16 protein-coding genes and 1 pseudogene are annotated in these 13855 nt (G+C 60.5%); 9 read left to right on the plus strand and 8 right to left on the minus strand.

All coding sequences use genetic code 11. The features are described from left to right. Positions 1–224: 224 nt before the first annotated feature. Positions 225–824 (plus strand): annotated as a pseudogene (locus OCX61_RS13265) (zinc-binding dehydrogenase); the annotation flags it as partial. Between the two features lie 51 nt (positions 825–875). Here OCX61_RS13265 and OCX61_RS13270 read toward each other — a convergent pair. The 3 genes from OCX61_RS13270 to OCX61_RS13280 form a co-directional block, all read right to left on the minus strand. Then, complete coding sequence (locus OCX61_RS13270) at positions 876–1124, minus strand: hypothetical protein (protein ID WP_261944225.1); 249 nt, start codon at positions 1122–1124, stop codon at positions 876–878. A 77-nt stretch (positions 1125–1201) separates the two neighbouring features. Continuing rightward, entirely contained in the window at positions 1202–1666 is a 465-nt protein-coding gene (locus tag OCX61_RS13275) for a PA2171 family ribosome-binding persister protein (protein WP_261944226.1), read from the minus strand. A gap of 518 nt (positions 1667–2184) precedes the next feature. Further along, complete coding sequence (locus OCX61_RS13280) at positions 2185–2688, minus strand: CinA family protein (protein WP_261944227.1); 504 nt, start codon at positions 2686–2688, stop codon at positions 2185–2187. 252 nt (positions 2689–2940) lie between these two features. On the opposite strand from OCX61_RS13280, the gene OCX61_RS13285 reads away from it, so the two are divergent. Further along, positions 2941–3465, plus strand: coding sequence for a hypothetical protein (locus tag OCX61_RS13285; RefSeq protein WP_261944228.1), 525 nt, complete (start codon positions 2941–2943; stop codon positions 3463–3465). 98 nt (positions 3466–3563) lie between these two features. On the opposite strand, the gene OCX61_RS13290 is transcribed toward OCX61_RS13285, so the two are convergent. Continuing rightward, a complete protein-coding gene (locus OCX61_RS13290; RefSeq protein WP_261944229.1) occupies positions 3564–4511 on the minus strand; it encodes an AraC family transcriptional regulator in 948 nt (315 codons plus the stop codon). Positions 4512–4733: 222 nt separating this feature from the next. On the opposite strand from OCX61_RS13290, the gene OCX61_RS13295 reads away from it, so the two are divergent. Beyond that, positions 4734–5762 (plus strand): alpha/beta hydrolase, encoded by a 1029-nt coding sequence (locus OCX61_RS13295; protein ID WP_261944230.1) that lies wholly within the window; start codon positions 4734–4736, stop codon positions 5760–5762. Positions 5763–5843: 81 nt separating this feature from the next. Next, the gene (locus OCX61_RS13300; protein WP_261944231.1) at positions 5844–7031 is read left to right on the plus strand and encodes an MFS transporter; all 1188 of its coding nucleotides are present in this window, start codon (positions 5844–5846) and stop codon (positions 7029–7031) included. An 86-nt stretch (positions 7032–7117) separates the two neighbouring features. On the opposite strand, the gene OCX61_RS13305 is transcribed toward OCX61_RS13300, so the two are convergent. Together OCX61_RS13305 and OCX61_RS13310 are read right to left on the minus strand one after the other, a co-directional pair. Continuing rightward, entirely contained in the window at positions 7118–7939 is an 822-nt protein-coding gene (locus OCX61_RS13305) for a helix-turn-helix domain-containing protein (RefSeq protein ID WP_261944232.1), read from the minus strand. A gap of 2 nt (positions 7940–7941) precedes the next feature. Next, positions 7942–8166 carry a hypothetical protein gene (locus tag OCX61_RS13310; RefSeq protein ID WP_261944233.1) on the minus strand — a complete coding sequence of 75 codons (225 nt, stop codon included), beginning with the start codon at positions 8164–8166 and terminating at the stop codon, positions 7942–7944. 30 nt (positions 8167–8196) lie between these two features. Between OCX61_RS13310 and OCX61_RS13315 the strand changes: the two genes are divergently transcribed. Continuing rightward, on the plus strand, positions 8197–8325 hold the full coding sequence (locus OCX61_RS13315) for a hypothetical protein (protein WP_261944234.1): 129 nt from the start codon (positions 8197–8199) through the stop codon (positions 8323–8325). A gap of 127 nt (positions 8326–8452) precedes the next feature. Next, on the plus strand, positions 8453–9379 hold the full coding sequence (locus OCX61_RS13320; RefSeq protein WP_261944235.1) for a universal stress protein: 927 nt from the start codon (positions 8453–8455) through the stop codon (positions 9377–9379). Positions 9380–9408: 29 nt separating this feature from the next. On the opposite strand, the gene OCX61_RS13325 is transcribed toward OCX61_RS13320, so the two are convergent. After that, positions 9409–9957: a GNAT family N-acetyltransferase gene (locus OCX61_RS13325; RefSeq protein ID WP_261944236.1), complete on the minus strand. Its 549-nt coding sequence runs from the start codon at positions 9955–9957 to the stop codon at positions 9409–9411. Between the two features lie 183 nt (positions 9958–10140). On the opposite strand from OCX61_RS13325, the gene OCX61_RS13330 reads away from it, so the two are divergent. From OCX61_RS13330 to OCX61_RS13340, 3 genes are read left to right on the plus strand one after another with little or no spacing between them, the layout of a single operon-like run. Continuing rightward, a complete protein-coding gene (locus tag OCX61_RS13330; RefSeq protein ID WP_261944237.1) occupies positions 10141–11067 on the plus strand; it encodes a universal stress protein in 927 nt (308 codons plus the stop codon). Further along, positions 11058–12425 (plus strand): MBL fold metallo-hydrolase RNA specificity domain-containing protein, encoded by a 1368-nt coding sequence (locus OCX61_RS13335; RefSeq protein WP_261944238.1) that lies wholly within the window; start codon positions 11058–11060, stop codon positions 12423–12425. The genes OCX61_RS13330 and OCX61_RS13335 overlap by 10 nt, the downstream gene beginning before the upstream one ends. 55 nt (positions 12426–12480) lie before the next feature. Beyond that, on the plus strand, positions 12481–13089 hold the full coding sequence (locus tag OCX61_RS13340) for a hypothetical protein (RefSeq protein ID WP_261944312.1): 609 nt from the start codon (positions 12481–12483) through the stop codon (positions 13087–13089). Positions 13090–13105: 16 nt separating this feature from the next. Here OCX61_RS13340 and OCX61_RS13345 read toward each other — a convergent pair whose 3' ends face one another. Beyond that, positions 13106–13675 carry a GNAT family N-acetyltransferase gene (locus tag OCX61_RS13345; RefSeq protein ID WP_261944239.1) on the minus strand — a complete coding sequence of 190 codons (570 nt, stop codon included), beginning with the start codon at positions 13673–13675 and terminating at the stop codon, positions 13106–13108. Positions 13676–13855: the final 180 nt, after the last annotated feature.

Here is a 13855-nt window from a genome sequence, read left to right on the forward strand (position 1 = left end):
GGCTGTCTTGCTATCACTTGTCAGCCCACGCATTCATCGCCTCGAAATCTGCCATATCGGCAAGCCAGATCGTGGTATGCAGCAATTGCTCCTTCGAAGAACCGGCTTGTGCCAGCAGGCCAACGTGGTGGACAAAGCCCTGGGTGGTAACGCCCGCAGCAAGGGAGCGACAGCATTTAGCGCCGCCGGTCTGACCCTGTCGTCACACGCTGAACGTACCGATCCTGCACGGTGCCGGGCCTGTGGGGCTCATGGCGGCCCATGCGGCAATCATCAAAGGTGCCTCTGAGGTGTTCGTGATCGACAACCAGCCGGATCGGCTGCATCTGGCAGCGCAGCTTGGGGCAACCCCCATCAATGTGGTTGAGCAGAAAGCCGTGGAACAGATCATGAACCTGACCCATGGCAAAGGCACCGATCGGGGGTGCGAGTGCGTGGGTTACCAGTGCTGTGACAAACATGGCCATGAAGCCAATCACCTCACCATGAACAACCTGGTCGCTTCTACCAAGGCTACCGGTGGCATAGGCGTGGTGGGGGTGTTCGTGCCAGAAGATCCGGGGGCCAGGAACGATCTGGCGAAACAGGGCAAGATGGCCTTTGATTTTGGCACGTTCTGGTTCAAAGGCCAGCAGATCCGCACCGGCCAGGCGAACGTGAAGGCGTATAATCGACGCCTCGCGGCGCTTATCCATCATGGGCGCGCCAAGCCCTCGCAGATCATTTCGCATCGCTTGAAACTGGCTGACGGCCCCGATGCCTACAAGCACTTCGACGCGCGGGATGATGGCTGGACCAAAGTGGTGCTCAAGCCTGCAGCCTGATCCACGCTCGCGGCTTCCAGGGACGGAAGCCTGGCGAGACGGTCAGCTGGCTCAACTGCTCATTTGCAATTGCGTGTTCTTTCGCCAGCCTCGCAGGTTCATGACGCAGAGGCACACCTGCAGGATGATCAAGGCCCAGGCTTCTGCTTGCCAGCCCCATACAGCCCAGAGCATGTTGCTTGCGATGAAACAGCAGAACCCTGCTTTTCTTCTGCCTGGGCGTCGGGAGCCGATGCACCACGCGGCCAGCACGGTCATTACCATGGCTGGCCATTCAAGAAACCCAATCCAATGCTCCATGAAATCGTTCCCAGTCTTTTGTTCGATGGAAGGTGGAACCCTGCCAGCGTCCTGGGCACCGGCAGGGTATCGCCTCATCAGGCGGCTCGCTGCTCGCCCTTGAGCATCTTCTTCTGCATTTCCATGGTTTGCCCAAGTTCCTCGAGGGTGTCCTTGCCGAGCAACTTCTTCGCCGTGGGGAAGAGCTCGCTTTCTTCCTCTTCGATGTGATGCTCCAGCAGCTCTTTCATGACTTTGACTCGCCCGGCGAACTCGATGGTGTCGGTTTCGGTATGCAGCAGGTCGGGGAGCACGAGGGAGTCGACCGTGCGGTGTTCTTCCTTGGCCTCGTAATACATCTTCGCTTCTTCCTTGCCACCCGCTTCCTTGATGGCCGGGTACAGAATTTCTTCTTCGAGCGCAGTGTGAATTTGCAGCTCCTGCTCGATCCTGTGGAGTAACTCGGCCCGTTTCTTCACCGCTCGCTCGGTGGTGGTCGACAATTCTTCGAGCAGCTTCTTCACCCGCTTGTGGTCTTGAATCAGTAAGTCGATAGCGTTCATGGCGTTACCTCATCACGGATAAGATTGATGAACTTGCCGGTAGTTGAGTGCTTGGCAAGTGGCACGGTTCAATGCAAGCGATGTCTGGCGTCACCGTTCGCCATGCCAGCCACCGATGGCCACCGCTACATTGAGGGCTGCGTGGTGGAAATGCTGCTGATCTCCACCTGGAAGGAATTTAGCATTGGCATGGAAATCTCATATAAAGCGAGAGACAAGGGCGCTTCGTGCCTTCGCATCAACCCTGTACGGAACAAGAACAAAAGGGGGCTTACATGAGTTGTCTGATTTGCGCCGGACACGCTGAGTCTGTCGAGTGCGCCAGCGGCTGGGAAGAACGACGCTGCTCTGTATGCGGCTGGTACCGAATGTCACAGTCGCTCATCCTGGAGATGATGGAGGAAGGTCAGATTTTTGATACCGAGCGGATGCGGGCTTGGTTGGTGTCCAGGCGCCAACTGATGCCCATTCCCACCATCGACGCTAGCCAGGCGATATTGGCACCCTAGGGCGTGGCTTCAGGCGTGTTCGCCGCGCAGCCAGCGCTGGTGATAGTGGGAAAGCCGGGTCAAGCCGAACAGGGCCCCTTGGCGCATGACTTCAGACCGTTCACCGAAGAAACGTTGCGTGCGCGTGAAAACGGCAGGTGGCTCGCCGGCAAAAGCCCACGCAAAGCACATTGTGCCCGGTGGTATGCCTGATTCGGGCCCCGGCCCAGCCACCCCGGTGGTGGCTATCACCACATTGGCATCGCTGTCTCTCAAGGCGCCCAATGCCATTTCCCAAGCAACTGCCTCGCTGGTCAGGCCGTATCGTTCGATGGTTTCGGCGCTGACCCCCAGCAAGCGTTTCTTGGCGCTGGGCGAGTAGACGACATAACCGCTTTCCAGCACTTCCCCGGTACCGGGTATCGCCGCCAACAAGGCCACCATGGACCCCGCCGTGCACGATTCCGCTGTGGTTAGAATCAACTGGTTGTCTTTGAGATAGCCAAGGGCGGCCAGTACAGGGTCGGTTGCCATTCGGAGCTCACTCGCTTGTTTTGCGGTGGACGCGATCCTGACGTGTTTGGTTCATCGAACCTGTCGACTGGCGATCGAAGGGCGTGAACCTGTGATCACGCTCAGTACAAGCGTTCAAACTGCCAGGCAGCTGTTTTTGCCACGACGAGAAGTGCGAGATATCAATTCAATTGAATTCCAGGCTCCTCACCTGTTCTACCGAACTCAGCTCCCCACGCTTCTTGTGGCGGAGCCCGAAATCCGGAGCGGCGAGTGCCTCGAATCATTACCCCAACGACCCCTGAGCACGAGATCAGCGAGCACAATGCCAGGATGTTCGGCTCGCCCAAGGAGCGTCTTGATTTCTACCGGCGTGAGATCCAGTACGAAACCAGCATCCTTGCCAATCGCACGGATGCCTACCTGGCGGCCCAATCGTTCCTGGTCATTGCATTCGTCTCTTCGATGGGCAACCTCAACCCAGGGTGGGGAGAGATGTTCACATTGATGGTGCCAGCGTTCCTCGCCTTACTTGGGGTATTGAGCTCACTCAATGCCTGGCCTGGCATCCGAGCGGCGTACAACATCATCGACCACTGGCAGCTCAAGCAGAGCCACCTGCTGCGTAGCGAGCCGTTGATGGGACTGGCTTACGACGAGTCGCCGCTGTTCTGTGAGGCTGAAACCTCGCGTACAGGGCATCGGAAGTCACTGCTGTTCTCGCTACGGACGCCGTGGATCTTTCTGGTGTTCTGGGGGCTTCTGGGTAGCTACTCGGTGTACATCCAACTGGCCTGAATACGTTTGTGTGCAAACTTGGAGCTACCGGTTGGAGTCGCCCCTGGTTATCACCGGCCAGCAGGAGGCGAGCGGGCGGTTTCCCGGTCGCTCGGCGCTCAGCGCACGCTCGGCGTTGACGTGCCTGATCTTTGCGCGCCCTGGCGTAGTTCCGCAATGTCGCGTTTTGGCGGCGTACCGAACTGGCGCCCATATTCGCGGCTGAACTGCGAGGGGCTTTCATAACCGACCTTGAATGCAGCGGTGGCAGCATCCAGATGCTCGTTGAGCATCAACCGTTTCGCCTCGTTCAACCTCAGCCATTTCTGGTACTGCAGCGGGCTCATGGCGGTGAGCTGACGAAAATGCTGATGGAAGGTCGAGAGCCCCATCTGTACCTGGGAGGCCAGTTCGTCCACTCGCAGAGGCGCGGCATAGTTCAGCTTCATCCAGTCGATGGCCTTGGCAATTCGATGACCTTTGCTACCCACAGAGGCGATATGGCGCAGCAGGGGGGCCTGGTCGCTCGACAGCAACCGATAGTGGATCTCTCGTTGAATCAGGGGCCAGAGCACGGGTATCGCATTCGGCTCCTCAAGCAGCTGAGCGAGACGGGCGAAGCTCTCAAGCAATTTCGGGCTCAGTGTGCCCACGCCAGCGCTGCCGTGGAAGGACTGGCCAGCCACAGGAAGGCGGCCATCCTGGGCGATCAGCTCCGCCAGTGTGCGCAGGTCGAGCTTGAACACCAAGCCGAGACAGGGCGCTGCATCGCTGGCCATGGTCACCGCTGAGTGGGCAGGGATGTTCAGCGAAGTGACCAGGAAGCGAGTCGTATCGTAGGGGAAAACGTCGCCGCCGATGACCATTTCCTTGGCGCCCTGCACGACCAGCACGATGCTCGGCTCGATGATGCAGGTGATGGGTGGGGCGGGGGCGTTACGCCGGTAGACGCTCAGGTCTGCAATGCTCGTCGCGAAATCGCCAGCAGTGGGCGCGAGGGCGCCGATGACCCGGCACAGGGTGGCCAGTGGGTTCGTGCTTGCAGGCAGTGGTGCGCTAATGGCCATGGCGAGGGTTCCGATCATCGTATGGCGAAACACTACTTCCAGGTCACTTCAGCTGTCCATGCCCGGTGAGCAGGGGCTGGACATTCAGGCAAGAAAACTACCCGTTTGCTCTACTGATTGACCAGTTTACGCGAGGAAGATGGGCGGCAGGCGAGGGGCCAGACTGTTTAGCAGCGATGGCTCCTCGTGCCACTTCCATTTCGAGCAGACAGGTAGATATGCATGAAGTCTTTGTTCGTTGCGTTTGCCTTGATGGCCAGTTCACTCACTGCAGGAGCCGCCGACATGTCCCATGGGGCCAACAATTTCTACAAGAGTGAGCAGGTTTCACTCGAACGGGTTTCCTTCAAAAACCAGTTTCAGATGAACACGGTTGGTAACCTGTTTATTCCCCAAAACCTGAGCCGCAATACCCGATATCCCGCCATCATCATCGGTCACCCGATGGGGGCAGTGAAGGAGCAGAGCTCGAACCTTTACGCCCAGAAACTGGCAGAGCAGGGCTTCGTCACCCTCGCCATTGACCTATCGTTCTGGGGCGAAAGCGAGGGGCGTCCGCGGAACCTGGTATCGCCGGACATCTATGCCGAAGACTTCAGTGCGGCGGTCGACTATCTTGGCGCCCAGGGCTTCGTGGACCGTGACCGTATTGGCGTGCTGGGCATCTGCGGCAGCGGCAGCTTTGCCATCAGTGCAGCGAAGATCGACCCACGCATGAAAGCCATTGCCACGGTCAGCATGTACGACATGGGCGCGGCCAATCGCAATGGGCTCAAGCAGGGTGTCACGGTCGAGCAACGCAAGCAGGCCATAGCCGAGGCGGCTGCACAGCGTGATGTCGAGTTTGCCGGTGGGGACACCCAATACACCAGCGGCACGGTGGACCAGCTGACTGAGCACTCCAACGCGATCGAGCGGGAATTCTACGACTTCTACCGCACACCACGGGGTGAGTTCACTCCCAAAGGGCTGTCGCCGCTACTGACGACGCATCCCACGCTGACCAGCAACGTCAGGTTCATGAACTTCTATCCGTTCAATGACATCGAGACGATCTCGCCACGCCCGATGCTGTTCATTGCGGGGGAGAACGCTCACTCCCGTGAGTTCAGCGAAGAGGCCTATCGCCTGGCCGGTGAGCCCAAGGCATTGGCGATCGTGCCCGGTGCTGGCCATGTGGATCTCTACGACCGAGTTGAATTGATCCCGTTCAGCACGCTGACGACGTTCTTCCGCGAAAACCTCAAGTAACACCTGCTGTGTACAGCCCCAGCACCTGCACGTTGGGGCGGTATACCCGTGTCTTTTTCTATGGGTACAACGAGAACCGTAATGAGCACTCCAGCAATACCCCTTCAACACGCTAGCCGTCAGGTCTGGGGCGCTGTCTTGGCGATGTCGCTGTGCGCCTTCGCTTTGGTGGCCTCAGAGTTTTTGCCGGTGAGTTTGCTCACGCCGATTGCATCGGAGTTGTCATTGACTGAAGGCCAAGCCGGGCAGGCCATTTCCATCTCGGGTTTCTTTGCTGTCATCACCAGCCTGTGGCTGGCCAGCGTGACCCAGGGGATCGACCGCAAGCCTGTGCTGCTGGCCACAACGGCGCTCATGCTGGTATCCGGTGGGATGGTGGCGTTTGCTCCGAATTACCTGACGTTGATGGTAGGGCGCGCCGTACTTGGAATTGCCATTGGCGGATACTGGTCGATGTCCACCGCAGTGATGATGCGCATTGCGCCAGAGGCGCTCGTTCCGAAGGCTATTGCCGTGATGCAGGGCGGTACCGCGTTAGCTACGGCAATCGCAGCGCCGGTCGGGAGCTACCTGGGCGGCATCATTGGCTGGAGAGGGGCATTCTTTTGCGTGGTGCCTTTGGCTGGACTGGCGTTGATCTGGCAAACCTTCACGCTGCCGGCCATGCCGAGTGAGCGGACTGACTTTTCGGCCACCGGTTCGCTGCGTTTGCTGGGAGACAGCCAGGTAGCCTTGGGCATGGCCGCTGTAGCGTTGCTGTTCATGGGGCAGTTCACGCTGTTCACCTATCTGCGGCCGTTCCTGGAAACGGTCACCCATGTCGATGTGCCCACGCTCTCGCTCCTGTTGTTGATCATCGGTGCCGCAGGATTGCTCGGCACGATGTTGGTCGGCTCTCTTGTCAGCCGACATTTGAACAGGGTGTTGGTGGCAATACCGTTGGTCATGAGTGCCATCGCATTCGCCGTTATCGCGGTGGGAGGCTGGATCGTTCCAGTCGCCGTGATGCTCGGCCTCTGGGGACTGGTCGCCACGTGTGCGCCCGTGGGGTGGTTCACCTGGTTGGCCAAGGCTCTGCCGCACAATGCAGAGGCCGGCGGCGGGTTGATGGTCGCGGTAATCCAATTGGCCATCACCGCTGGGGCAACGGTGGGCGGATTACTGTTTGACAACGCTGGATACCAGGCGACATTCACTGCCAGCGCAGTGATGCTCTTGGCTGCAACGGGGTTAACGCTGGGAGCAGGCCGTCAATCCGCTGCCCGTTAACCAGCAGGTAGCTGCTGAGTTTTACATGAGCAACCCCAGCCACAGTGCCCCGAGGATGACCAGCGCCGCGGCGCCGCGGCCAACATTCACGGCGTCGAGCAGGGTGCCTTCAGGGGTGGCTTGACCTCACATTCAGCGCCGCCCTGTTCCAGCGCCATCAACGCGGGCATGTCGAGAATCCCCACCAGCCTGCCATGCAGCTCGACGATACCCAGGGCGCGCAGGCGGGCGACGGATCGGCACACGGTTTCCAGGCGTAAACCCAGGTACGAGGCCATGTCTTCTCGGGACATGCGCAACATGAAGCCATGGGCAGAGTAACCGCGGCTGACAAAGCGCCGCGAGAGCCCCACCAGGAAGCTGGCCAGCCGCTGCTCCGCCGTGAGATTGCACAGCATCAGCACGCGCTCGTGTTCACGCACGATCTCCCGGCTCATCAAGCGATTCAGGCTTTGCTGAAGGACAGGAAAGTCGCGCGCCAGGGTTTGCAAGCGGCGGTAGGGGACGGGGCAGACTTCGCTGTCTTCCAGGGCAACGGCGTCGCAGACATGGTGCTCGGTTGCAATGGCATCGAGGCCGAGCACGTCACCCGGCATCCAGAAGTTGATAACCACGCCTTGGCCCTCGGCGGTGGTCAGGCTGGTCTTGAAGCTACCGCAGCGCACGGCATAGAGCGTGGTCAGCGGATCGTTGGCATTGAACAGTGCGGCGCCCTTGCGGATACGCATGCGTGGCCCTATCAACGCGCCCAGGCAGCTGTTGTCGTGAACGGGCAGGCCGGTGGGCAGGCACAGGCCGCTGACCCGGCAATCCCTGCACAGGGAGGTCAACGGTTTCAGGTGAATAGGGCTGGCCGTGCATGACGAGTTGGGCGGGTCAAGCAGCGTGACCTTCAGCTGGCCGGACATCTTCACGCCTCCTTCGCGCGTCGACGATCGCTCTGGGCCCTTGCGTCAATGCGGGCATTGGACGCTCCGCCCGCCAGCAGGTCAAATGAGTGGGGGGCATCAAGGCGGCTGGTAAGCCGCTCGACGAACTGCTCCGCGTCGGCCGCCGTACTGAAACTTACCCGCCAGTGATCCATGCGCACCCACCAGCGTTGCTGTTCGGTGGTCTGCTCTATGTAGACATTCATCACGGCCTCCAACGCATCTATGGATAAACAATGCTCAATGAAGGCGTCCCTGCCGGCAACGCAGGTGAAGCTCAGGGCGTGATGGTCACTTTCATCACGGCGTGTGAAATGGTTGTTGATCTGGGGTTAGCGTGCGCCAGCGATGGCTTGATGCATTGATCGGCGTCAACTTCCCGCGTGATTGGCAATGCCATCTGTCTGCTGGGGCCTCAGTTGATAAACATCAAGTTAGCAAGGCGCAGCTGGCAGATGCTTTAGCCACATATCACAACCCCAGAGGTGTGCCATGGAAACGCCGCAAAGACTGCTGCTGCTCGCATCCCCCCTGATGCGCCGAACCCCGGTCTATGACCGGGCTGCGGCGTTGGCCAAGGCCAAGGGGATGGCGCTGCACATCATGGCTTTCGACTATGTGGAAGGGCTTGCCACGGCGGGCCTGGTGAATGAGCAGGCGCTGGCAGTCATGCGCGAGGGCTATGTGCAACAGCACCGTGAATGGCTGGAGAGCCAGGCACTGCCGATGCGGCGCAATGGTGTCACCGTCACGACCGAAGTGGTGTGGGTGCAACAACCCTTGAACGAGATTCTGGTGCATTTGCGTGAGCAGCCGTTCGCCATGCTGATCAAGGCGCTCGAGCATGAACCCTGGTGGATACGTGCCATGTTCACCTCGCTGGATATCCAGTTGCTGCGCGAAACGCGCATCCCCTTGCACCTGGTCAACAAGGCGAGCCATGCATTGCCCCGCAGGATTCTTGCGGCGGTCGACCTGTCCAGGCCCGAGGATCAATATGAAGGCTTCAACGACCAGATCATCAGCGAGGCGCTGAAGCTGACATTGCAGTGCAATGCCCAGATCGAACTGCTGTACGCCTACGACCTGGGCTCGCTGTACCTGGACGCTGGCGGCAGCCGGGAACATTCGTTCCTGTTCGATTCGAACCTCGCCCAGACCCTTCACGAAGCACAGAGCGTTGCCTTCCAGGCGCTTGCCGAGCGCAACGGGATCGCCGTCGAACACCGCCACATGCGCATAGGCGACCCGGCGAAGGCCCTGGCGATGTTCATGGATAACAATGATATCGACGTGCTGGTCATGGGCAGCTATCACCACCACGGCATCGGCTGGTTCATCGGCAGTACTGCCGAGCGGGTTTTGCATCGGTTGTCCAGCAGCGTGCTGGTGATTTCGCCGGAGCATTCCCAAGGCTGAAACACAAGGCCCGCAAGGGCCTTGTGTTTTCAGGGCTGCAGCTCAAGTTCGTGGAGGATCTCGCTCACATCCCCGCCCAGGTAGCGTGAGGTGAAGCCCAGCGTCTTGACCAGCCGGTGCATGGCATAGTTGCTTGCCAGATCCCTGGAGACCATGCACTGAAAGCCATTGCGTCGTGCTGCTGCAATCAGGTGTTGCATCAAGCGCCTGCCCAGCCCCTTGCGCTGCCAGTCTTCGCTGACCGCCACCGCACATTCGCAACGTTCACTGCCGGCTATGCCGGCATAACGGCTGACGCCGATCTGTTGCAATTTACCGTCTGCATGCACCAAGGCGACATAAGCCATGCACCGCTGATAATCAACGGGCATGCATTGAGTGTCCAAGCCAGGCAAGCCACCACTGAGTGCGGCGATGAACCGAAAACGCCGGGACTCATAAGCGATTGTGCTCAAAAAGCGTTTGTCCCTCTCGCGGTCCTCTTCGCGCAGCGGGCGGATAAGCACCGCCGAGCCGTTCTCAAGGTTTTCGACCCAGTGCTCACCTGCCGGCGGCTGTGCTGTCTGCTGCCCGTTCATGACGCCTCCTGGTTAACTGATCAATGCCTGGTGCCGCAGTTTCAACGTGGCGGGCCGGTTCGGTTCTGACAATCATCAAGTTCAGGCCGGGTAGCGGTTTTCTGATTTTCATCAAACAGCATCGACCCTGGGCGCGGAACATCGTCAGCATCACACCCCATTCGCGCAAGCGCGGAGGTTCCCATGGGTCAATATCGACAACTGCTGGTGCTGCTTACCGAGGTCGATCCGCATTCCGCCGCTTTGCGCAGAGCCCTTGCCCTGGCGCATGTCAGCGGCGCCAGCGTGCATGTGCTGGGCCTGTTCGAGCCGAGCGAAGAGCACCTGTTGCGCGAAGAGCGGCTGAACGAGGCCGATATCGAGCGCCAGTACGAGCACTATCGTGTGCAGTTGACGGGGCTGGTCGAGCGCCATCGTGCCAGCGGCATGGTACTCACGGTCGACAGCCTCAATGCTGACGATATCCGCAGCCAGGCGATCGACTACATCAGCGAACTGCAGCCCGACATGGTCATCAAGGACAGCGAAGTCGCGTCGAGCCTGGTGCGGATGTTCGGCACCCCACTGGATTGTGCGTTGATGCGGGGTTTCCAAGGCGTTAGCCAGTTCGTGCCGGCGGCGGTCCTCTCATTGCCACGGCGTATCCTGGTCGCCGTGGATACGGCGTTCAGCGAGACGCCTGCCGTTCAGGAGTGCTTCAACCGCGGACTGATCCGCGCCGCCCGGGCGCTGGCACTGCAGTGTGACGCGCAATTGCATTTGCTGTCGGCCTACACCCTCGCCGGGGTCTTCACCGCTGACATGAATGTCACCCAGGCATGGCTCGACGAGATGCGCGAGGCACTGCAGGCGCCGTTCGAAGCGCTGGCCGATGGCGAAGGTGTCGCGCCGGAGCGCCGGCATTTCATTGAAGGCGGTCCGGTACAGGTGATCCGGGAACAGGTCGCGGCTCTGGACATCGACGCGGTGGTGATGGGTGTGGTCCAGCCCAAAGGGCTGGACAAACTGTTGGGCGACACCACCGAACGTATCGTCGGCCGCCCACCGTGCAGCGTGATCGCGGTTCATCCCCGAATCGCAGAAACCTGGGAGCCTTGGCCATGCAACTGACCTTTCTTGGCGGCACCGGGACGGTGACCGGCAGCAAGTTCCTCTTGACCCGTGACCGCACGCGGATACTGGTCGACTGCGGGCTTTACCAGGGTTTCAAGCAACTGCGCCTGCGAAACTGGGAGCCACTGCCCCCGGCGTTGCGGGCGCTCGATGCGCTGGTGCTGACCCACGCCCACCTGGACCACAGTGGTTATCTGCCGGTGCTGGCTCGGGAGGGCTACAGCGGGCCGATCTATGCCACGCCCGCGACCTGCGCCCTTGCGCAAATCCTCTTGCTCGACAGTGCCCGCCTGCAAGAAGAGCAGGCCGAACATGCCAATCGCCACGGCTACTCAAAGCATACGCCGGCGCGACCGCTGTATACCGAGGAGGATGCCAAACGGGCATTGGCACTGTTTCGCCCCGTGGCGCTGCACCAGGCGACGCCGATCGCCGAGGGCATGGAGCTGCTGCTGCGTACCGCCGGGCATATCCTGGGGGCGGCCACGGTGCAAATCAGCGCCGAAGGGCAGACCGTGCTGTTTTCCGGTGACCTGGGGCGCCCTCAGGACCCGATCATGCGTGCGCCTGAGCTGGTCAGGACGGCAGACGTGCTGTTGATCGAATCAACCTATGGGGATCGCCAGCACCCGGCTGAATCGACCGAGCAATACCTGGCCAAGGTCATCAATGAAACGCTCCTGCGCCATGGCATCACCCTCGTGCCATCGTTCGCCGTCGGGCGTGCCCAACTGCTCATGTATTACCTGTATACGCTCAAGCGCGATCGATTGATCCCTGATATCCCGGTCTACCTGAACAGCCCGATGGCCACCGATGCCACCGAGCTGTACCAGCAATACCGCAGCGAGCATCGGCTGACAGCGGCCGAGTGCGCCGCCATGTGCAAGGGCACGCACATCGTCCGGACGGTCGATGAGTCCAGGTACCTCGACCAGCTGCGCGAGCCTGCGGTGATCATCGCCGCCAGTGGCATGGCGACCGGAGGGCGGGTGCTGCACCATCTCAAGGCGCTGGCCCCCAATCCACGCAACAGCATCCTGTTCTCGGGCTTTCAGGCCGGGGGGACACGGGGCGCCGATATCGTTGCCGGTGCCCACAGCGTGCGCCTTCACGGCGAGGATGTGCCCATCCGTGCACAGGTGCATGTGATGGAGAACCTTTCCGCACACGCCGATGCCGATGAAATCATGGAATGGTTGCGCGGCTTCACCCGGCCGCCACGGCAGACCTACGTGATTCATGGCGAGCCACACGCTGCCGACACGTTGCGCCGGCGGATCAGCCTGGAACTCGGCTGGCAGGTGTGCGTGCCTGACTATCAGGAAACCGTTGCAATCGACCCTGTGCGCTAACCTGGCGCGGGAGGTACTCATGAACACGCAAGCAAGGGCAAAACTCAGGGCGTGGATGCATCGCCCCAAGGGCAGCCTGGGGGGGATCGTGGCGATCGTTGCCTTGCTCCTCGCCGCCTCGGCCTACCACGGGCTGAGCCCGAGCTGGCGCATGCCGAAGCACGATCCGGTCGTACTGCTGGCCCTGCTGGCCTTGGCCGTGGCGCTCGGATGGGTGGTGCAGCGGGGCGTGAAACGCACCGTCGGCAAGGCCATTTTCAACGGCCAGGAGACCGGCTGGCAGGCCAGGCTGGCGTTTCTTCGCTCAGTGGCGCGGGAGTCGAACATCCTGCTGGTGACGCTGTTGAGCCTGGCCCTGCTGGGCACAGGCATTTTGTGGATGGCGGGGCACTCGGTGGCGCAGATCGTGGCGACCTGCGAGGCCAACTTGCAGGCGCAAGTGAATGTGCCCGAAGATGAAAAACTTACCGCATTGGTCGGCAGGCCCGTGTGCACGTGCCTTGCGCAAACCTTCGTGGCGCGCAACGGGGTAATGCGCATGGCCTTGTTCGACACGCCCATGCATGACATGAGCGGCTTGAAGGCGCTCACGCGTGATGACGAGCAGCGCTGCCTCGAGCGGTTCGACCTGCTGCCGGAGGCGCCTCAGGTCATCACGCCTTGAACCACGCAGGTTTTGCTCAGCTCAGTGCCAGGCGGTGGATGACCTGGCTCGGATCGTCGGGGTCGATGGTGGTGGAGAACCCTGCGGCCTTTGCCATGTCACGCATTGCCTGGTTGGCGGCTGAATCGATCGAATACATCTGCCGAAAACCTTTGGCCCGTGCATGCTCGATCAGGTGCTTGAGCAGTAAACGGCCGAGGCCGTGGTGTTGCCAGCGGTCGAGCACCGTGACTGCGCATTCGCATTCATCCCTGCTGGCGCAGGCGGCGTACCGGGAAATACCCACTTCCTGCAGTTCGCCGTCCACATGCGCGAGGGCGACGAAGGCGGTTTGGCGGTCCTGATCGACCGCCATCAGCTGGTCGAGCATGGCCTCACCGGGCTCCTTGATCTGGCACAGGAAGCGAAAGTGCCGTGATTGAGGTGACAACCGTTCGATGAAGGCCCTTTCACGCTGCCGGTCCTTGGCTTGCAATGGCCTGATCAGCACATGGGTGCCATTGTCCAGGGCTTCGATCCAATGCTCGCCAGCGGGCGCAGCAAAGGACGTGACGGCTGATTGGCGGGGCGGTTTGACAGGAGTCATGGCAGTACCCTCATGCGTCTGGAATGAACAGTGGACATACAGTTTCGTAGCTGGGCCTTGCGTCGACTTGATAGTTGTCAATTGCAAGGCGGGTGATACGGGTCGCATGGATGTTGATCAGAATCAAAGAGGCGGGCGGTGGTTGCTTTACACCGGCTGAGAAAGGTCAAGGCTGGGTTG

This window comes from Pseudomonas sp. LRP2-20, assembly GCF_024349685.1.
GTDB lineage: Bacteria > Pseudomonadota > Gammaproteobacteria > Pseudomonadales > Pseudomonadaceae > Aquipseudomonas.